The 19,338-nt window shown below is 54.4% G+C and carries 15 protein-coding genes and 1 riboswitch; of the genes, 9 read left to right on the top strand and 6 right to left on the bottom strand.

Annotated elements, in window-relative coordinates:
* Positions 1-17: 17 nt before the first annotated feature.
* Entirely contained in the window at positions 18-374 is a 357-nt protein-coding gene (locus tag NMC31_RS17415; RefSeq protein ID WP_253898633.1) for a PTS fructose-like transporter subunit IIB, read from the top strand.
* On the opposite strand, the gene NMC31_RS17410 is transcribed toward NMC31_RS17415, so the two are convergent.
* The 4 genes from NMC31_RS17410 to argE form a co-directional block, all read right to left on the bottom strand.
* Entirely contained in the window at positions 361-1,212 is an 852-nt protein-coding gene (locus NMC31_RS17410) for a helix-turn-helix transcriptional regulator (RefSeq protein WP_253898632.1), read from the bottom strand. The genes NMC31_RS17415 and NMC31_RS17410 overlap by 14 nt on opposite strands.
* A gap of 200 nt (positions 1,213-1,412) precedes the next feature.
* Entirely contained in the window at positions 1,413-3,146 is a 1,734-nt protein-coding gene (locus tag NMC31_RS17405) for a phosphoethanolamine transferase CptA (RefSeq protein ID WP_149464203.1), read from the bottom strand.
* A gap of 224 nt (positions 3,147-3,370) precedes the next feature.
* The gene (ppc, locus tag NMC31_RS17400; RefSeq protein ID WP_253898631.1) at positions 3,371-6,022 is read right to left on the bottom strand and encodes a phosphoenolpyruvate carboxylase; all 2,652 of its coding nucleotides are present in this window, start codon (positions 6,020-6,022) and stop codon (positions 3,371-3,373) included.
* A gap of 313 nt (positions 6,023-6,335) precedes the next feature.
* The gene (gene argE / locus NMC31_RS17395; protein ID WP_253898630.1) at positions 6,336-7,487 is read right to left on the bottom strand and encodes an acetylornithine deacetylase; all 1,152 of its coding nucleotides are present in this window, start codon (positions 7,485-7,487) and stop codon (positions 6,336-6,338) included.
* A gap of 181 nt (positions 7,488-7,668) precedes the next feature.
* On the opposite strand from argE, the gene argC reads away from it, so the two are divergent.
* From argC to oxyR, 4 genes are all read left to right on the top strand, one after another.
* Entirely contained in the window at positions 7,669-8,673 is a 1,005-nt protein-coding gene (gene argC, locus NMC31_RS17390; RefSeq protein WP_253898629.1) for an N-acetyl-gamma-glutamyl-phosphate reductase, read from the top strand.
* A 12-nt stretch (positions 8,674-8,685) separates the two neighbouring features.
* The gene (argB, locus tag NMC31_RS17385; RefSeq protein WP_253898628.1) at positions 8,686-9,459 is read left to right on the top strand and encodes an acetylglutamate kinase; all 774 of its coding nucleotides are present in this window, start codon (positions 8,686-8,688) and stop codon (positions 9,457-9,459) included.
* Between the two features lie 101 nt (positions 9,460-9,560).
* Positions 9,561-10,934, top strand: a complete 1,374-nt coding sequence (gene argH, locus NMC31_RS17380) for an argininosuccinate lyase (protein WP_253898627.1) — start codon at positions 9,561-9,563, stop codon at positions 10,932-10,934.
* Positions 10,935-11,276: 342 nt separating this feature from the next.
* Positions 11,277-12,197 (top strand): DNA-binding transcriptional regulator OxyR, encoded by a 921-nt coding sequence (gene oxyR / locus NMC31_RS17375; protein WP_253898626.1) that lies wholly within the window; start codon positions 11,277-11,279, stop codon positions 12,195-12,197.
* Here the strand turns inward: oxyR and sthA are convergent.
* Positions 12,180-13,580, bottom strand: coding sequence for a Si-specific NAD(P)(+) transhydrogenase (sthA, locus tag NMC31_RS17370; protein ID WP_149464197.1), 1,401 nt, complete (start codon positions 13,578-13,580; stop codon positions 12,180-12,182). The genes oxyR and sthA overlap by 18 nt on opposite strands.
* A gap of 322 nt (positions 13,581-13,902) precedes the next feature.
* On the opposite strand from sthA, the gene fabR reads away from it, so the two are divergent.
* Positions 13,903-14,538 (top strand): HTH-type transcriptional repressor FabR, encoded by a 636-nt coding sequence (fabR, locus tag NMC31_RS17365; RefSeq protein WP_015966476.1) that lies wholly within the window; start codon positions 13,903-13,905, stop codon positions 14,536-14,538.
* 15 nt (positions 14,539-14,553) lie between these two features.
* A complete protein-coding gene (locus NMC31_RS17360) occupies positions 14,554-14,913 on the top strand; it encodes a YijD family membrane protein (protein ID WP_015966475.1) in 360 nt (119 codons plus the stop codon).
* 55 nt (positions 14,914-14,968) lie between these two features.
* Here the strand turns inward: NMC31_RS17360 and trmA are convergent, their stop codons facing one another.
* The gene (trmA, locus tag NMC31_RS17355; RefSeq protein WP_149464196.1) at positions 14,969-16,069 is read right to left on the bottom strand and encodes a tRNA (uridine(54)-C5)-methyltransferase TrmA; all 1,101 of its coding nucleotides are present in this window, start codon (positions 16,067-16,069) and stop codon (positions 14,969-14,971) included.
* A gap of 114 nt (positions 16,070-16,183) precedes the next feature.
* A riboswitch (cobalamin riboswitch) is annotated at positions 16,184-16,365 on the top strand.
* A 66-nt stretch (positions 16,366-16,431) separates the two neighbouring features.
* Between trmA and btuB the strand changes: the two genes are divergently transcribed.
* Complete coding sequence (btuB, locus tag NMC31_RS17350; RefSeq protein ID WP_253898625.1) at positions 16,432-18,300, top strand: TonB-dependent vitamin B12 receptor BtuB; 1,869 nt, start codon at positions 16,432-16,434, stop codon at positions 18,298-18,300.
* Positions 18,245-19,096 carry a glutamate racemase gene (murI, locus tag NMC31_RS17345; RefSeq protein WP_015966472.1) on the top strand — a complete coding sequence of 284 codons (852 nt, stop codon included), beginning with the start codon at positions 18,245-18,247 and terminating at the stop codon, positions 19,094-19,096. The genes btuB and murI overlap by 56 nt, the downstream gene beginning before the upstream one ends.
* Positions 19,097-19,338 lie beyond the last annotated feature (242 nt).

The raw sequence follows: 19,338 nt of genomic DNA, 5'->3' as shown, positions 1-19,338 counted from the left end.
AGAAGCAGGAGAAGACGATGACGGTATCCCCCGGTAGACGATTAGTCGCAGTCACCGCCTGCGTGAGCGGCGTGGCGCATACCTATATGGCCGCTGAGCGTCTGGAAAAACTGTGCCAGCAGGAAAAATGGAGCATCAAGATTGAAACCCAGGGCGCGCTGGGGATTGAAAATGCGCTTACCCTTGAGGATGTTCATCGTGCTGACGCGGTGCTGTTGATCACCGATATCGAACTGAGCGGCGCAGAACGTTTTATCAACTGTCGTTATGTGCAGTCGGGTATTTCCGCGTTTCTGCGTGAGCCGCAGAAAGTGATGAGCGCAGTGCGTAAACTGCTCTGTGCACCGCAGGATACGCATATTATTCTGGGGTAGTGTGCTTTTCCGTAAGCTGGCTGTGGTACTGGCGACGGTATTCTGACGGCGAGCGTTCAGTATTTTTGCGAAACAACCGGCAGAAGTAGTTACTGTCGACAAAGCCGCAGGCGTGCGCAATCTCTTTTACCTTCAGGTCGTAACCCTTCAGCAGCATTCTGGCGTGTTCCAGCCGAGTATGATTCAGATATTCGTTAAATCCCACCGCACCGGTTTTCTGAAACAGGTGTGAGAGATAGTTGGGCGAGATATAAAACGCCTGCGCGACGGATTCACGGGTGAGCGGCGAGGCGTAATGTTCGTCGATATAGTCGCGAATGGCGTCGAAAAGCGCCTGACTGCGCGAAGCCGTTTGAATCTGACTGCCCAGCAGGTCACAGCAGTGGCTTAACAGGCTGGCGACAATCAACCGTGCGGTGTGTTGTTCCTGAGGCTGCATCTGCATTTCATGCAGTGTTTGCAGCAGAAAAGAACCGATACGCGGCCCCCGCCGGGCAACGTGCTGGCGATTGAGACTGTGTGAATGGCTGCCGTCCCAGTGCACCAGGCTAAAGCCGAGCTGCTGCTTGCCAAACAGAATGCTGAGGGTGGTCACCGGCGATTGCCATTGCGGGAAGTTCCATCCGCCTGCGGGTACAAACAGGACATCATGACGCTGCATGCGCGCGACTGCGCCGGCATCGGTAAACTCACCTTCCAGCACGATTTCCAGACGCGGGAAATCCACCTGATACGCCAGTTCAGGTGCCGGGCTGGTGGCGCTGGCAAAGTGAATGTTTTGCAGTTCAGACGGCGTATTGATTAGCCGGGTGAGCAGTTGCGTGATGTCGTGATGCATAGCGATCCCTTCTCTGTTGCATTGCTCGCCACATTAACGGGATGCGTAAAAAAAGGCCACTCCTGAATGAAGTGGCCTCAAAGATTGCAGACAACGTGCGCTTTGTTTTGCCGGATGCGGCGTAAACGCCTTATCCGGCCTACATTCAATAAATTGCAGAAAACCTGTAGGCCTGATAAGCGGAGCGCATCAGGCAATTCTCACTGATTACCCTGGAGTTCTCCGTAAGGCAGTGAATCGTAATCTTTTAAGCCGTTTTTCTTGTACGGGTTGCCAATCCAGCGCGTCATAGGCGTGAACTGCGGGCTGGTGATGGAACGCGTCGCATCATAACCGTCATAACTCAGCCCCGCTAAATCGGACCAGGTATGGATCAGCTCCGAACTGCTGTACTTACGGTTTACGTCCTGCGAGAAATCGCGCGGATGTGCAGCCTGCCATTTATCTGACGTCCACAGCATAAACGGTACGGTATACATGTGGCGCGTTGGCGCCAGTTCGTTGCGCCCCTGAATGTTATGCGGCGGCGTGTCGTAAACCTCTTCACCGTGATCGGAGAAGTAGAGCAGGAATCCGTTCGGGTCCGTGGCTTTGTACTCTTTGATCAGGCTGGCGACAACGTGGTCGTTGTACAGGTTCGCGTTATCGTAGGCGTTGTATTCGTCCTGCTGTTCCTGCGATAACCCGGCAGGCAGATTGTCGGTTTTGCCGTCAAACTTGCCCCATTTCTCCGGGTAGCGATACTCATACTTGATATGCGTACCCAGCAGGTGAACGATGATCAATTTCTTCGGCGCCGGGTCAGCCATCACTTCTTTGAAGGGGTCCAGCACGTTGGTGTCGTATTCGCGCGCGCTCTGCGTACGCTGCTGGTTCATGTAGAACTGTTTGTCCGTTTGCTTCGAGAACACCGTCAGCATGGTGTTACGTTCGGTCATCGTCTGCTGATTAGTTATCCAGAACGTTTTGTACCCGGCCTGTTTCATCATGTTCATCAATGATGGTTTGGTCAGATAGAGGTCCGGATTTTTTTCGTTCGCAAAGGTCAGCGCCTGTTGCAGGATTTCGATGGTATAAGGGCGAGACGTGACGACGTCGTTGAAGACGGTCAGGTTCTTATCGTTCTTATGCAGGGCATCCAGTTCCGGCGTGGTTTCACGCGGGTAGCCATACAGACTCATACGGCCACGTTGGGTCGATTCCCCAATCACCAGCACCAGCGTACGCGGTGCATTACCGGAGCTGTCTTTTAAATTCGCCAGTGGCGGTAATGCATTGTTAGCGTTTAACAGTTTGTTCAGGCTGGTTAATTGCTGGCGATATTGGTAGTAGCCAGTAATAAACTGCCAGGGCGCGGCGGGCTCCATACGGGAGGCCATACCGTTCAGCGTTTTTTCCAGCGGTTTATCACCAACAACGCTTCCCGCCACAATAGGATTAAGAATTAATCCATACAGCAGCGCAAAAGAAACCAGCCAGCGGCCCAGGTGCGGGATATAGACAGGCTTCAGTCTGGACCACAGGAAAATCGCCACCGCGGTATACGCCACCGTCGTTAGAACAATCTTCAGGCTGAAATACTGACTCAGGTATTCGCTGGCTTCATTGGCGTTCGATTCGAACATAATGAACAGCACGCTTTGTGAGAATTCCTGCCCGTAGATCACGAAATAGCACAGCGTCGCCAGCGAGGCGGCCCACAGCACTATCCCAATAATGGCAGCGATGATGCGCGTTTTACTCGGGAACAGAAAAATGGGAATCAGCCACAACGAGCTGAATAAGAGAGAGTCACGAAATCCGTTCGTACCGCTATAGCCCGTTAAAAGAATAATGGCCTGCAGCAGGGTAGAGAAAAACCAAAAGTAGAGCAGCGCCCAACCAAGGGCCTTCCAGCTAAACTTAGTTTCAGCCGGGGTTGTAGTGGAGAGCATAAATTAAGCCTGTCAGAATTCGTGGTGCCAACCGTAACAATTTTTTATTAAGTGAACCTTAAGGTCACTCCAGCAGTTATTGTTGCGGCAGTAAAAAGTCACGTCGAGCACATTGATAGACAGAGCGAATATGAAAAGGTTTTGCGGCGAAATCAAAAAAAATAAGTGCGCTTATTTCGGCGTGAGCCAGCGCACTTATTTCATTGAGACTTAACTTAGATTGATTAGCCGGTGTTACGCATGCCTGCCGCAACGCCTGCGATGGTGACCATCAGCGCCTGCTCCACGTTAGGATCCGGCTCTTTGCCTTCTTCTTCCGACAGACGAGAGCGATGCAGCAGTTCAGCCTGAAGCACGTTCAGCGGGTCGGTATAGATGTTACGCAACTGAATAGACTCGGCAATCCATGGCAGGTCGGCCATCAGATGCGCGTCGTTGGCAATTGCCAGCACCACTTTGATGTCCGCTTCCAGCAGATTGCGTAGCTCTTCACCCAGGCCCCACAGCTCTTTTTTCACCAGACGCTGATCGTAATATTCCGCGAGCCACAGGTCCGCTTTTGCGAACACCATTTCCAGCATTCCCAGACGCGTGGAGAAGAACGGCCAGTCGCGACACATGGCTTCAAGCTGGCTCTGTTTGCCATCTTCCACCACTTTTTGCAGCGCCGCGCCCGCGCCCAGCCAGGCGGGAAGCATCAGGCGGTTCTGCGTCCAGGCGAAGATCCACGGAATGGCGCGCAGGGATTCCACGCCGCCGGTTGGGCGACGTTTTGCCGGACGCGAACCGAGCGGCAGTTTGCCCAGCTCCTGTTCCGGCGTCGCGGAACGGAAGTAAGGCACGAAATCTTTGTTTTCACGCACATAGCCACGATACATCTCGCAGGAGATATCGGACAGCTCGTCCATGATGCCGCGCCACTCGTCTTTCGGTTCCGGCGGCGGTAACAGGTTCGCTTCCAGAATCGCGCTGGTATACAGCGATAGGCTGCTGACGGTGACTTCCGGCAGGCCGTATTTGAAGCGGATCATCTCGCCCTGTTCGGTCACACGCAGGCCGCCTTTCAGGCTTCCCGGCGGTTGTGAGAGCAGTGCCGCATGGGCTGGCGCGCCGCCACGGCCAATGGAGCCGCCGCGACCGTGGAACAGAGTCAGTTCGATACCGGCTTTTTCGCAGGTTTTGATCAGCGCGTCCTGTGCCTGGTACTGCGCCCAGGAGGCGGCCATCACGCCCGCATCTTTCGCGGAGTCGGAATAGCCAATCATCACCATCTGTTTGCCCTGAATAAAGCCGCGATACCAGTCGATATTCAGTAACTGCGTCATGACATCGTTCGAGTTGTTCAGGTCATCAAGCGTTTCGAACAGCGGCGCAACCGGCAGGGCAAACGTAATGCCGGCTTCTTTCAGCAGAAGGTGTACAGCCAGCACGTCAGAAGGTGTCTTCGCCATCGAAATGACATAGGCGGCAACGGAGCCAACGGGCGCATCGACAATCGCTTTACAGGTATTGAGGACTTCGCGCGTTTCGTTGCTTGGCTCCCAGCTACGCGGCAGCAGCGGGCGCTTGGAATTCAGTTCACGGATCAGGAACGCCTGTTTGTCGGCTTCGGACCAACTTTCGTAGTCGCCGATGCCCAGGTAGCGGGTCAGTTCGCCGAGCGCTTCAGTGTGGCGAGTGCTCTCCTGGCGAACATCAATACGCACCAGCGGCACGCCAAAGCACTTCACGCGGCGCAGGGTGTCGAGCAGTTCGCCGTTGGCGATAATGCCCATTCCGCAGGCCTGCAATGATTTATAGCAGGCGTAAAGCGGGTCCCACAGCTGTTCGTTCTGGCTGATTAAACCCGCCGGCTTCGGCAGACGTTGGCCTTTCAGGCGCGCTTCCAGCCAGGACTGGGTCGCCATTAACTGGCTGCGAATGTTTTTCAGCAGATAACGGTACGGTTCCTGTGCGCCTTCTTCGCCCACCAGGGCGCGCAGTTCGTCGGTGCATTCCACCATCGACAGTTCGGAGATCAGCAACTGAATATCTTTCAGGAACAGATCGGTCGCTTTCCAGCGGCTTAGTAGCAGGACGTGACGCGTGATTTCAGCGGTAACGTTCGGGTTGCCGTCACGGTCGCCGCCCATCCAGGAGGTAAAGCGAACGGGGACGAAATCGACCGGCAGGCGGTAGTTCAGGTTCTCTTCAAGCTGTTCGTTAAGCTCGCGGAGATAATTGGGCACGCCTTCCCACAGGCTATTTTCCACCACGGCGAAGCCCCATTTGGCTTCATCCACCGGGCTTGGACGGTGCTTACGAATTTCATCCGTATGCCACGACTGCGCAATCAACTGGCGCAGGCGGCGCATCAGCTGGTGGCGTTCATAATCGGCGATGTCTTTGTTATCCAACTGCTTCAGGCAGCCGTTAATTTCGCCCATTTTGTGGATGAGCGTGCGGCGCGTGATTTCGGTCGGGTGCGCGGTCAGAACCAGCTCCAGCGACAGCGATTCGACGGCTTGTTTAATAGTGGCTTCGGTGAGATTGGGTTGGTCTTTGAGTTTACGCAGCGTACGCGCAATCACTTCCGGGTTGCTCGCGGCTTCGCCTTTTGGCGAGATGCTGTGATACTGCTCGGCGGTATTCGCCAGGTTCAGAAACTGGCTGAAGGCACGCGCCACCGGCAGCAGTTCATCATTGGAGAGGTTTTGCAGCGTTGTCAGCAGTTCCTGACGGTTGGCTTCATTGCCAGCGCGGGAGGATTTCGACAACTTACGGATAGTTTCTACACGGTCAAGAATGTTCTCACCAAGCGCATCCTTGATGGTATCGCCTAGCACTTTACCGAGCATACTGACATTACTACGCAACGCGGAATATTGTTCGTTCATGTTAACCCAGACACCCCATCTCATTTTATTTTGTTATACCCCAGGCTTCGGAACGCAAAGCCAGGATAAGCAACCTCCTTTATAAAGCCACGTAAAAACCCCCACGTCAATTGCTGCGAAATCGCTTCAGCAATCGAGTAAATAGCGGCAATTTACGAAATTTAATTCGCATCGTGTCAGATAAGTAATGCTTATGGAAATGTGCGCGCGGATGCCCTCACCCCGGCCCTCTCCCACAGGGAGAGGGAGAAAAGCAGACCGCACGGACAGTCCCCTCTCCCTTGAGGGAGAGGGTTAGGGTGAGGGGGACATATCAATGCCAGCAGAAGTGATGCACAACCTGGGTAATCAATTCACGCGTCGGCTTAATAAACCGCGTTTCCAGATATTCATCCGGTTGGTGAGCCTGGTTGATAGAGCCCGGTCCGAGTACCAGCGTTGGGCACAGGGTCTGAATGAACGGCGCTTCGGTGCAGTAGTTCACCACCTCGGTTTGCGCACCGAGCAGTTTTTCCACCACCTGAACCAACTGGTGGTCCGGCGGGCATTCGTAACCCGGAATCGGTGGGTGCAGTTCAGAGACGGTCAACCGGCCAGGCCACTGGGCACTCACCGGTTCCAGCGCGTCATCCAGTAAACCGTTTAGATCGTTGAGTGTCATCCCCGGCAGTGGGCGAATATCCATATGCAGCTCGCAGCAGGCGCAAATGCGGTTTGAGGCATCGCCACCGTGAATGGCGCCGAGGTTGAGGGTCGGGTAAGGTACGGTGAACGCCTCATAGTGATAGCGCGCTTTCAGTTCGTCGCGCAGTTGCATCACGCGACCAATCGCGTCGTGCATAATTTCAATCGCGTTGACGCCGCGCGCCGGGTCGCTGGAGTGGCCCGATTGCCCCATCACGCGAATGGCGCTGGAGATGTGGCCTTTGTGCGCGCGTACAGGCTGCAATGACGTTGGCTCTCCGATGATGGCGCAGTCCGGACGCAGGGCGGTGGTTTCCGCGAAGTAGCGTGCGCCTGCCATGCTGGTCTCTTCATCGGCAGTCGCCAGAATGTAGAGCGGCTTTTTCAGCGTCGTGACGTCCACGTCGCGCAGGGCATCGAGAATAAAGGCGAAGAAGCCTTTCATGTCGGCGGTACCCAGACCGTAAAGCTTGTTTTCATGCTCTGTCAGGGTAAAGGGATCGCGCGTCCAGCGGCCATCGTCAAACGGGACGGTATCGGTGTGACCAGCAAGCAACAGGCCACCTGCACCGTTTCCTGTGCTGGCCAGCATATTGAATTTATTGCGCGTGCCGGGAACCGGCTGGATCTCAACGTTAAAGCCTAACGAAGCAAACCAATCGCCGAGCAGAGTGATTAAAGACGCATTACTTTGATCAAGCGCTTCTTCGGTTGCGCTGATGGAAGGTGTGGCGATCAATGCTCGGTAAATCTCGATAAATGGCGGTAAATTGTTTTTCATTGTTGACACACCTCAGGTCGTGATAGTATCAATATTCATGCAATATTTGTGAATAAAAATACAATATCGTTGAGCGTAAGAAAACCCTTAAACCGTAGGGTGAAAGGCAAAAGTCGCTCAACAGGGTGAGGAAGATAAGCATTCTTCCCAGGCATATGACGTAAGAAGGTGAACAGCCCCGATGTTGAATACGCTGATTGTAGGTGCCAGTGGCTATGCTGGCGCAGAGCTTGTGACCTATGTAAATCGCCATCCGCATATGAACATAACCGCTTTGACGGTCTCAGCGCAAAGCAATGATGCAGGAAAGTTAATCTCTGACCTGCATCCGCAGCTGAAGGGCATTGTGGATTTGCCGTTGCAGCCGATGTCGGATATCAGTGAATTCAGCGCCGGTGTGGATGTGGTTTTCCTCGCCACTGCGCACGAAGTCAGCCACGACCTGGCGCCGCAGTTTCTGGCCGCCGGTTGCGTGGTATTTGACCTTTCCGGGGCGTTTCGCGTCAATAACGCGCCCTTCTACGAAAAATATTACGGCTTCACCCATCAGCATCCTGAATTACTTGAGCAGGCGGTATATGGCCTCGCCGAGTGGTGCGGCGACGCGCTGAAAGAGACCAACCTGATTGCCGTGCCGGGTTGCTACCCGACGGCGGCGCAGCTCTCGCTTAAACCGCTGATTGATGCCGATCTGCTGGATCTCACCCAGTGGCCGGTGATCGACGCTACCAGCGGCGTGAGCGGTGCCGGGCGCAAAGCGGCGCTCTCTAACAGCTTCTGCGAAGTGAGCCTGCAACCGTATGGCGTGTTTAACCATCGCCATCACCCGGAAATTTCAACCCACCTGGGGGCGCAGGTGATTTTTACCCCACACCTGGGTAACTTTAAACGCGGCATTCTCGAAACCATCACCTGCCGCCTGAAACCGGGCGTGAATGCAGACCAGGTGGCGGCGGCTTTCCAGCAGGCGTATGCCCATAAACCGCTGGTGCGTCTCTATGACAAAGGTGTTCCGGCACTGAAAAACGTGGTCGGTTTACCGTTTTGCGATATCGGTTTTGCCGTGCAGGACCAGCACCTGATTGTGGTGGCCGCGGAAGATAACCTGTTAAAAGGCGCAGCGGCGCAAGCCATTCAGTGTGCCAATATCCGTTTCGGCTTCGCCGAAACGCAGTCTCTTCTTTAAGGTGTGATGACGATGAATCCATTAATTATCAAATTAGGTGGCGTGTTGCTGGATAGCGAAGAGGCGCTGGAGCGTCTGTTTACCGCACTGGTGAATTATCGTGAGTCACATCAGCGCCCGTTGGTGATTGTGCACGGCGGCGGCTGCGTGGTGGATGAGCTGATGAAACAGCTTAATTTGCCGGTGAAAAAGAAAAATGGCCTGCGTGTGACGCCTGCTGACCAGATAGACATCATCACCGGCGTGCTGGCGGGTACGGCCAACAAAACGCTGCTGTCATGGGCAAAGAAACATGATATCGCCTCTGTGGGCCTGTTCCTGGGCGACGGCGATAGCGTCAAGGTAACGAAACTCGATGAAGAACTGGGTCATGTCGGCCTGGCGATGCCGGGTTCGCCAAAACTCATTAACCTGCTGCTGGACGGCGGCTTCCTGCCGGTTGTCAGCTCAATTGGCGTGACGGCCGAAGGCGAACTGATGAACGTCAATGCGGATCAGGCGGCGACGGTGCTGGCGGCGACGCTGGGCGCGGATCTTATTCTGCTTTCTGACGTTAGCGGCATTCTCGACGGTAAAGGCCAGCGTATCGCCGAGATGACGGCGGAAAAAGCAGAGCAACTGATCGAGCAGGGTATTATTACCGATGGCATGATTGTGAAAGTGAATGCGGCGCTGGATGCCGCGCGTACGCTGGGTCGCCCGGTGGATATCGCTTCATGGCGTCATGCGGAGCAATTGCCGGCGCTGTTTAACGGCACGCCGATTGGCACGCGGATTCTGGCTTAATATTTTCCCTCACCCTAACCCTCTCCTACAGGGAGAGGGGATCGATAGGTGCATGAGGGTAGCTTTCAGGCAACATTAAACGAATTTTAAGGAAACGAGTTATGGCACTTTGGGGCGGGCGTTTTACTCAGGCAGCGGATCAACGGTTCAAACAGTTCAACGACTCGTTGCGCTTCGACTATCGCCTGGCGGAACAGGATATCACTGGCTCTGTCGCCTGGTCTAAAGCGCTGGTCACGGTCGGCGTGCTGACGGCTGAAGAGCAGTTGCAGCTGGAAGAGGCACTGAATGTGCTGCTGGAAGAGGTTCGTGCAAACCCGCAGCAAATTCTGCAAAGCGATGCCGAAGACATTCATAGCTGGGTGGAAGGCAAGCTGATCGACAAAGTTGGCCAGTTGGGCAAAAAACTGCATACCGGGCGCAGCCGTAACGACCAGGTGGCGACGGACCTTAAACTGTGGTGCAAAGATACCGTTGCGGAACTGCTGTCGGCGAATCGTCAGTTGCAGAGCGCGCTGGTGGAAACGGCGCAGCAGAATCAGGATGCGGTGATGCCGGGTTACACTCACCTGCAGCGTGCGCAGCCGGTGACCTTCGCGCACTGGTGTCTGGCCTATGTTGAGATGCTGGCGCGTGATGAAAGCCGCCTGCAGGATGCGGTAAAACGCCTTGACGTTAGCCCGCTGGGTAGCGGTGCGCTGGCGGGGACGGCCTACGAAATTGACCGTGAACAACTGGCTGGCTGGCTGGGTTTTGCTTCTGCCACCCGCAACAGCCTGGACAGCGTTTCTGACCGCGACCACGTGCTGGAACTGTTGTCCAATGCGTCTATCGGCATGGTGCACTTGTCGCGCTTTGCTGAAGATTTGATCTTCTTTAACTCCGGTGAAGCGAATTTCGTCGAGTTGTCTGACCGCGTGACCTCAGGTTCTTCCCTGATGCCGCAGAAGAAAAACCCGGATGCGCTGGAGCTGATTCGCGGTAAATGTGGCCGTGTGCAGGGCGCGCTGACCGGCATGATGATGACGCTGAAAGGTCTGCCGCTGGCATATAACAAAGATATGCAGGAAGACAAAGAGGGTCTGTTCGACGCGCTCGACACCTGGCTGGATTGTCTGCATATGGCGGTGCTGGTGCTGGACGGTATTCAGGTGAAACGTCCGCGTTGCCAGGAAGCAGCGCAGCAGGGTTACGCCAACGCCACCGAGCTGGCGGATTATCTGGTCGCCAAAGGCGTTCCGTTCCGCGAAGCACACCACATTGTGGGCGAAGCGGTGGTTGAAGCTATCAAACAAGGCAAACCGCTGGAAGCGCTGGCGCTGGCCGATCTGCAAAAATTCAGCAGTGTTATTGGTGATGACGTGTATCCGATTCTGTCGCTGCAATCGTGCCTGGATAAACGTGCGGCGAAAGGCGGTGTGTCACCGAGGCAGGTGGCGCAGGCGATTAGCGATGCGAAACAGCGTTTGATTTAACGATTTTCCCCCTCATCCCTCACCCCAACCCCTCTCCCACCGGGAGAGGGGCTAGTCCGTGTAACGTTTCGCTCGATCGGTTCCCTCTCCCTCCGGGAGAGGGCTAGGGTGAGGGGTATTCGTACAAAAAAAAAGCGGACCTGAGGGTCCGCAAAAGTTCACGTTGGCTTTAGTTATTTCGAGTTTGAGAGAAACTCTGCGAAACATCACGGTGACTTCAAGGGTTAAGGAGGTACCGTTCCGTTTCTGTGTTGCATTATTGAACAGAAAGCTTGATAGGGATAATCGTTCATTGCTATTCTATCTATCGCCGCGAACTATCGTGGCAATGGAGGATGAATAATGAATATTCGTGATCTTGAATACCTGGTCGCGTTAGCCGAACACCGGCATTTCCGTCGGGCGGCAGACTCGTGCCACGTCAGTCAGCCAACGCTGAGTGGGCAAATCCGCAAGCTGGAAGATGAGCTGGGCGTGATGTTGCTGGAGCGCACCAGCCGTAAAGTGCTTTTTACCCAGGCAGGTTTGCTGCTGGTGGATCAGGCGCGCACGGTGCTGCGTGAGGTCAAAGTGCTCAAGGAAATGGCAAGCCAGCAGGGAGAGACCATGTCTGGTCCGCTGCATATCGGTTTGATTCCGACGGTCGGCCCGTACCTGCTACCGCACATTATCCCAATGCTTCACCAGACTTTCCCAAAACTCGAAATGTACCTGCATGAAGCGCAAACGCATCAACTGCTGGCACAGCTCGATAGCGGTAAGCTGGATTGCGCCATTCTGGCGCTGGTGAAAGAGAGCGAGGCGTTTATCGAAGTGCCTCTGTTTGATGAGCCCATGATGCTGGCGATCTATGAAGATCACCCATGGGCCGAGCGCGATCGTGTGCCGATGTCCGATCTGGCGGGTGAGAAGCTGCTGATGCTGGAAGATGGTCACTGTCTGCGTGACCAGGCGCTGGGCTTCTGTTTTGAAGCGGGCGCTGATGAAGATACGCATTTCCGGGCAACCAGCCTCGAAACGCTGCGTAATATGGTGGCGGCAGGCAGCGGCATTACGCTGTTACCGGCGCTGGCTGTGCCGAAGGAGCGTCGCCGCGATGGCGTGATCTACCTGCCATGCATTAAGCCAGAACCTCGCCGCACCGTGGGCCTTGTTTATCGTCCGGGATCACCCCTGCGCAGTCGCTATGAGCAACTGGCAGAGGCTATCCGTGGAGCGATGGAAGGTCACTTCGACGAGAAAGCGTTACCAAAGGCGGTTTAAGCCATTAAGCGCTGCTACCCGATAGGCTTCGGCCATGGTCGGGTAGTTAAAGGTGGTGTTAACAAAGTACTCGATAGTGTTACCGCCGCCTTTTTGCTCCATGATTGCCTGGCCGATGTGAATAATCTCCGCCGCGCGTTCGCCAAAGCAGTGAATCCCCAGAATCTCTTTTGTCTCCCGGTGGAACAGAATTTTCAGCGTTCCCACATTCATGCCGACAATCTGCGCGCGCGCCAGGTGTTTAAACTGCGCCCGACCGACTTCATACGGCACTTTCATCGCCGTCAGCTGCTGTTCGGTTTTACCCACAGAACTGATTTCCGGAATGGTGTAGATCCCGGTTGGAATGTCTTCCACCAGGTGCGCCGTCGCTTCGCCTTTTACCATCGCGTGCGCGGCAATGCGGCCCTGATCGTAAGCGGCTGAGGCCAGGCTTGGATAGCCAATGACGTCGCCCACTGCGTAAATGTGCGGCAGCGCGGTCTGGTACATGCTGTTCACTTTTAACTGACCACGGCTGTCACATTGCAGGCCGATGTTCTCCAGCGCCAGTGAATCGGTATTCCCGGTGCGCCCGTTGGCGAACAGCAGACAGTCGGCTTTCAGTTTCTTGCCGGATTTCAGGTGCATGATGACGCCGTCGTCCAGGCCTTCAATTTTCTCGTACTCTTCGTTGTGGCGAATCACCACACCGCTGTTCCAGAAATGATAGGAGAGCGAGTCCGACATCTCCTGGTCGAGGAACGCCAGCAGACGGTCGCGGGTGTTGATTAAGTCAACTTTGACGTCCATTCCACGGAAAATGGAGGCGTACTCACAGCCAATCACCCCAGCGCCGTAGATAATGACGTGACGCGGTTCGTGATGCAGGCTGAGGATGGAGTCGCTGTCGTAAATGCGCGGGTGGCTGAAATCGACATCGGCAGGGCGGTAGGGGCGCGAGCCGCAGGCGATGACGAATTTTTCCGCCGTCAGCGTTTCGACCGAGCCGTCCGGGCACTCCAGCGCCAGCGTGTGTTCGTCAACGAAATGCGCGTTGCCCTGCAAAATTTCGCAGTGATTACGCTCATAAAAGCCCTGACGCATGCGAGTCTGCTGATTAATCACGCTGTCAGCATGGTTCAGAATATCGGCGAAAGAGGAACGGAGAAGTCGGGTGTGGTCGCTGTAAAGGGGGTTCTGGTTGAATTCAATAATACGACTAACGGCATGACGAAGTGCTTTTGAGGGGATGGTGCCCCAGTGGGTACATCCGCCGCCGACATTATGATAACGCTCAATAACGGCGACACGCGCTCCCTGTTTCACCAGACCCATCGCAGCGCCTTCGCCGCCGGGGCCGGAACCAATTACTATTGCATCATAATCGTAGGAATTTGGCATGGTAAGGCTTACCTGTTCTTATACATAAAAGCAACAGAATCATAACATCTTCACCGGGATAACCCAATTATCATTGTGCTTTTTTCATGCAAAAGAGCATAAATCGCCCGTAAACAAGCATTCACAAAGCTATGTATACTCAAAATCATTCGCGTTTCATCAAGGCGGCAAGGGAGAGAATCCCCGGAAGCTTACTGAAGTAAGCGACTGGGGTGAACGCGCGCAGCCAACGCAGGAGAAACGTGAAGGATGAAGAGTATAAGTCGATTAGTTTTAATCTCTGGTATAGTGCCAACAAGGCATTTGGAAGGATTCAATCATCGTGATGGGCGTTAGAGCGCAACAAAAAGAAAAAACCAGGCGTTCGCTGGTGGAAGCAGCATTTAGTCAACTGAGTGCTGAGCGAAGCTTTGCCAGCCTGAGTCTGCGTGAAGTGGCTCGCGAAGCGGGCATTGCGCCAACCTCCTTTTACCGACATTTTCGTGATGTCGATGAGTTAGGGTTGACGATGGTGGACGAAAGCGGCCTGATGCTGCGTCAGTTGATGCGTCAGGCGCGTCAGCGTATCGCTAAAGGCGGCAGCGTGATCCGCACCTCCGTGTCGACATTTATGGAGTTCATTGGCAATAACCCTAACGCTTTTCGCCTGCTTTTGCGCGAACGCTCCGGCACGTCTGCGGCGTTTCGTGCTGCGGTCGCGCGCGAAATTCAGCACTTCATTGCGGAACTTGCCGACTATCTGGAAATCGAAAACCATATGCCGCGCGCGTTTACCGAAGCGCAGGCGGAAGCGATGGTGACGATTGTCTTTAGTGCAGGCGCGGAAGCGTTAGACGTCACGCCGGAACAGCGACGCCAGCTGGAAGAGCGGCTGGTGCTGCAATTACGCATGATCTCGAAAGGGGCGTATTACTGGTATCGTCGCGAACAGGAAAAAACGACACATCATTCCGAATAAGGTGAAAGACGAGCAATGAAACAGTCAGGACAAGATAAAGGAACGCTGTTGCTGGCGCTGATCGCTGGCTTATCAATTAACGGAACTTTTGCGGCGCTGTTTAGCTCCATTGTGCCGTTCTCTGTATTCCCGATTATTGCGCTGGTGCTGACGGTGTACTGTCTGCATCAGCGGTATCAGAATCGCACGATGCCGGTGGGGTTGCCTGGCCTGGCGGCGGCCTGCTTTATTTTGGGCGTGCTGTTATACAGCACTGTGGTGCGCGCGGAGTATCCGGATATCGGCTCTAACTTCCTGCCAGCGGTGCTGTCGGTGATTCTGGTGTTCTGGATCGGCGTGAAAATGCGTAATCGCAAGCACGAGATTTCTGAATAGCGCAATGCTGTATGCCGGATAAGACGGTGACGCCGTATCCGGCAAGACAAAGAGTCTATTTCTTTGTCAGCAGTACCCCACACTCCATATGGTGCGTATACGGGAACTGATCAAACAGCGCCAGGCGCTCCACATTATGCGTCTGGCTTAATGTTTCCAGATTCTGACACAGCGTTTCCGGGTTGCAGGAGATGTACAGAATACGTGGATACGCCTGCACCATTTTCTCGGTTTCGCTATCCAGCCCGCTGCGCGGCGGATCGACAAAAATCGTTTCACACTGATAGCTTTTTAAATCAATTCCCTGCAAGCGGTTGAATTCCCGCACGCCGTTCATCGCCTGGGTAAACTCTTCCGCCGACATGCGAATAATCTGCACATTATCAATGTGGTTAGCCGCAATGTTGTATTGCGCGGCGGCGACGGACGGCTTGGCGATTTCGGTGGCCAGCACGCGGTCAAAGTTGCGCGCCAGCGCCAGCGAGAAGTTGCCGTTCCCGCAGTATAGTTCCAGCAAATCACCGGTTGAGTTTTCCGTGGCGTTGAGCGCCCACTCCAGCATCTGCACGTTCATTGCCGCGTTCGGCTGGGTGAAGCTGTTTTCCACCTGGCGGTAGATCATCTCTTTCCCGGCGACCGGCAGTCGCTCGTCGATATAGTCCTGATCCAGCGCGATTTTCGTTTTCGTCGCGCGGCCGATGATATGCACATTGAGGTTCTGCGCGCGTAGTGCATCCCGCAGCGCCTCCGCTTCCGCACGCCACGCATCGTCGAGCTTCTTATGGTACAGCAGAGAGACAATCGCCTGATTGCTTTGCGTAGAGAGATAATCAATCTGGAACAGCTTGTGACGCAGCGTGTGGTTATTACGCACACCGTCCAGCATGGCGGTCATCAGCGTATTGATGAGCTCGCTGGCTGCCGGGAAGGAATCGACGCGGATGCGGCTTTTGGTCTGCTGATCGAAAATGATGTGATACAGGTCGTCCCCATCATGCCAGATACGAAATTCCGCACGCATGCGGTAATGACTGACTGGCGAGCGAAACACCTCCGGAACCGGCGCGTTGAAAGGGGCCATCATCGTTTGCAGACGGACCACTTTCTCGGCCAGCTGCGCTTCGTATTGCTCGGTAGGAAGGTGTTCGGGGGTCATGATGCATCCTGAATAATAAAAGTACGCGGGGATTGTAGGGCCTGTTCAGGGGATGTCCAGCGATTGATGTTTTCCTAAATCGTGATGGCAGTCTGGACATCTATATGTAACTAAATGTAGCATCCGGGTTCCGGTCCTGTGAGTTAAAAGGGAATCCAGTGAAAATCTGGGGCTGACGCGCAGCGGTAAGGAGTGGTGGGATGAACGCATTTTGCAGACACTGCCTGAAAAGGTGGGAAGTCTTCATCCGCTAAACGCCCCCGAGCCCGAAGACCTGCCGGGTGACGTCGCACTGGGTTTTCATCATCGCGGGCTATCGATGAAACCGGCGGCATCCTTTTTCTATTGTGGATGCTTTAACAATGATTAAAAAAACTTCGCTGATGACGGCGCTATCCGTCTCGGCTTTTTCCGTTTGGGCGCAGGACAGCACTTCAGATACCCTCGTCGTAACCGCCAGTCGTTTCCAGCAGCCGGTCAATACCGTCCTCGCGCCGATGGATGTCGTTACCCGAGATGACATCGACCGCTGGCAGGCCAAAAATCTTAATGACGTCATGCGTCGCCTGCCGGGCGTGGATATCGCGCAATATGGCGGGATGGGGCAGAGTTCTTCACTCTTTATTCGCGGTACTGAAACGAAACAGGTTTTGGTGCTGGTCGATGGCATTCCGATGACCCGCCCCGGTATCTCTAATAACCCGGACCTGAATCAGATCCCTCTCTCATTAGTTCAGCGCGTGGAGTATATCCGTGGGCCGCGCTCGGCGATTTATGGTTCCGGCGCGATGGGCGGGGTTATCAACATCATTACCCACTCTGACGAGGAACAATCGAAAATTTCCGCCAGCATGGGCTCTAAAGGCTATCAACAATACGATGGCACGTTGCGTCAGCGTTTTGGCGACACGGTAGCGACGGTGGCGGGTTCTTATGAAACCACTAAAGGGTTTGATGTGCAGCCGGGCTCGACCTGGAGCCACGACAACGACCGCGACGGCTTCCGCAATAAAACTTTCTGGGGTAGCCTGGAGCATAAGTTCAACGATAACGTCGATGGCTTCTTCCGTGGCCGCAGCTATACCAATAATGTTGATTACGATCTGGGTAGCCCGCCGTACTCCCCGGCGTATAGCGCCGATGAAGAGCAACTTTATAATCAGACATGGGATACCGGATTGCGATTCCATTCCGGAATCTACTCTTCTGAGCTTATCGCCAGCTATCAGAAGGTGAAGGACTATAACTACAGCAGCATTTATGGTCGATATAAAGATGGCACGACGCTTGACCGCATGACCCAGCGTAACCTCCAGTGGGGGAACAACCTGATCGTCGGGCATGGCTCGGTAAGCGCCGGGGTAGACTGGCAGCAGCAGCGTTTGACTTCGTCGGATACGGCGATATCCGATACCTATAAGCGCGATAACACCGGGCTCTATCTTACCGGGCAGCAGCAGTTTGGCGACGTGACGCTGGAAGCCTCTGGCCGTGAAGATCACGATGAGCAGTTCGGCTGGCACGGGACATGGCAAACGGCGGCAGGATGGCAGTTCGTTGAGAACTATAAAGTGACGTTATCGTACGGTACCGGCTTCCTGGCGCCATCGTTAGGTCAGCAGTTTGGTTCTACACGCTTTGGTATCAGTTCGAATCCTGATCTGAAACCGGAAGAATCGAAACAGTGGGAAGCTGGCCTGGAAGGTCTGACGGGCCCGCTGGACTGGCGTTTGTCGGCGTATCACTACAAGATCTCTAACCTGATTACCTACTATTCCGACCCGGTTACCTATGACGGCGAATACGCCAATATCAACTCGGCGACCATTAAAGGCGTGGAGTGGACCGGCAGTTTTGATACGGGGATCTTTAATCACCGCGTGACGCTGCAATATATGGACCCGCGTAACGACGAGAATGATGAGGTGCTGGCACGCCGCTCTAAGCGTCAGGCGAAATACCAGCTCGACTGGACAATGTTTGATGTGGACATGGATGTGTCGTGGCAGTACTACGGTCGTCGCTACGATAACAACACGTCACAATACAACCCGAAACAGCAGGTTTTACCGAGCTACAGCACGGTTGATATCTCTGCGTCATATCCAGTCACCTCACAGCTCACAGTTCGTGGTAAAATAGCCAACCTGTTCGATAAAGATTACGAGACAGTTTATGGCTACCAAACTGCAGGACGGGAATACACCTTGTCTGGCAGCTACACCTTCTGAACCACGGCCTACCGTACTGGTGTTTGACTCCGGTGTCGGTGGGCTGTCGGTCTATGATGAGGTCCGTCAACTTCTGCCGGACCTTCACTACATCTACACCTTCGATAACGTTGCCTTTCCTTATGGGGAAAAAAGCGAAGAGTTTATTGTTGAGCGCGTGGTTGAGATTGTGACCGCTGTCCAGCAACGTTATCCACTCTCCCTGGCGATTATTGCCTGCAACACCGCAAGCACCGTTTCATTACCGGCCCTGCGCGAGAAGTTTGGCTTCCCGGTGGTCGGTGTGGTGCCGGCCATTAAGCCGGCGGCGCGTTTATCGGCGAACCGTATTGTCGGCTTGCTGGCAACGCGTGGCACGGTGAAGCGTCCTTACACGCATGAGCTCATCGCCCGTTTTGCTAATGAATGCAAAATCGAAATGCTGGGCTCGGCAGAACTGGTGGAGCTGGCAGAAGCGAAACTGCATGGCGATCCTGTTTCGCTGGATGAGCTGCGTCGTATTTTGCGCCCGTGGTTGAGGATGCAGGAGCCGCCAGATACCGTAGTGCTTGGTTGCACACATTTCCCGCTGCTACGCGATGAACTGCTGCAGGTGCTACCGGAAGGTACACGGATGATCGATTCCGGCGCGGCGATCGCCCGTCGAACGGCCTGGCTGCTTGAACATGAAGCACCCGATGCGAAATCGACAGAAGAAAATAAAGCATTTTGCATGGCGTTGACGGCGGAGACTGTACGACTTTTACCCGTTTTACAGCGCTATGGCTTCGAAACGCTTGAAAAACTGCCAGTTTAAGGCGGTTTTGCTCAAAAAAGAGACGATTGAAAAGTTTTTTTTAAACAGGGGTTGTCAACGTCTCAGAACTCCCTATAATGCGCCTCCACTGACACGGAACAACGGCACGCAAGCCGCCGGGTCAGCGAGGTTCTTAAGAGAACTTCAGCAGAGAAAAGTGAAATAAAAACTTGACTCTGTAGCGGGATGGCTTAATATGCACACCCCGCGCCGCTAAGAAAAAGCGAAGCGGCACTGCTCTT

The sequence above is a fragment of the Pseudocitrobacter vendiensis genome (genome assembly GCF_943590815.1).
Classification (GTDB): domain Bacteria; phylum Pseudomonadota; class Gammaproteobacteria; order Enterobacterales; family Enterobacteriaceae; genus Pseudocitrobacter; species Pseudocitrobacter vendiensis.
The sequence above is the reverse complement of the archived record's forward strand: the minus strand, read 5'-3'. Positions and strand labels throughout refer to the sequence as shown.

What these genes read in the sequence shown, in the direction of transcription:
- argC (WP_253898629.1), top strand. Translation starts at nt 7,669, where the DNA reads ATGTTGAATACGCTGATTGTAGGTGCCAGTGGCTATGCTGGCGCAGAG.
- argE (WP_253898630.1), bottom strand. Translation starts at nt 7,487, where the DNA reads ATGAAAAACAATTTACCGCCATTTATCGAGATTTACCGAGCATTGATC.
- argH (WP_253898627.1), top strand. Translation starts at nt 9,561, where the DNA reads ATGGCACTTTGGGGCGGGCGTTTTACTCAGGCAGCGGATCAACGGTTC.
- oxyR (WP_253898626.1), top strand. Translation starts at nt 11,277, where the DNA reads ATGAATATTCGTGATCTTGAATACCTGGTCGCGTTAGCCGAACACCGG.
- ppc (WP_253898631.1), bottom strand. Translation starts at nt 6,022, where the DNA reads ATGAACGAACAATATTCCGCGTTGCGTAGTAATGTCAGTATGCTCGGT.
- btuB (WP_253898625.1), top strand. Translation starts at nt 16,432, where the DNA reads ATGATTAAAAAAACTTCGCTGATGACGGCGCTATCCGTCTCGGCTTTT.
- murI (WP_015966472.1), top strand. Translation starts at nt 18,245, where the DNA reads ATGGCTACCAAACTGCAGGACGGGAATACACCTTGTCTGGCAGCTACA.
- NMC31_RS17405 (WP_149464203.1), bottom strand. Translation starts at nt 3,146, where the DNA reads ATGCTCTCCACTACAACCCCGGCTGAAACTAAGTTTAGCTGGAAGGCC.
- NMC31_RS17360 (WP_015966475.1), top strand. Translation starts at nt 14,554, where the DNA reads ATGAAACAGTCAGGACAAGATAAAGGAACGCTGTTGCTGGCGCTGATC.
- trmA (WP_149464196.1), bottom strand. Translation starts at nt 16,069, where the DNA reads ATGACCCCCGAACACCTTCCTACCGAGCAATACGAAGCGCAGCTGGCC.
- argB (WP_253898628.1), top strand. Translation starts at nt 8,686, where the DNA reads ATGAATCCATTAATTATCAAATTAGGTGGCGTGTTGCTGGATAGCGAA.
- sthA (WP_149464197.1), bottom strand. Translation starts at nt 13,580, where the DNA reads ATGCCAAATTCCTACGATTATGATGCAATAGTAATTGGTTCCGGCCCC.
- NMC31_RS17415 (WP_253898633.1), top strand. Translation starts at nt 18, where the DNA reads ATGACGGTATCCCCCGGTAGACGATTAGTCGCAGTCACCGCCTGCGTG.
- NMC31_RS17410 (WP_253898632.1), bottom strand. Translation starts at nt 1,212, where the DNA reads ATGCATCACGACATCACGCAACTGCTCACCCGGCTAATCAATACGCCG.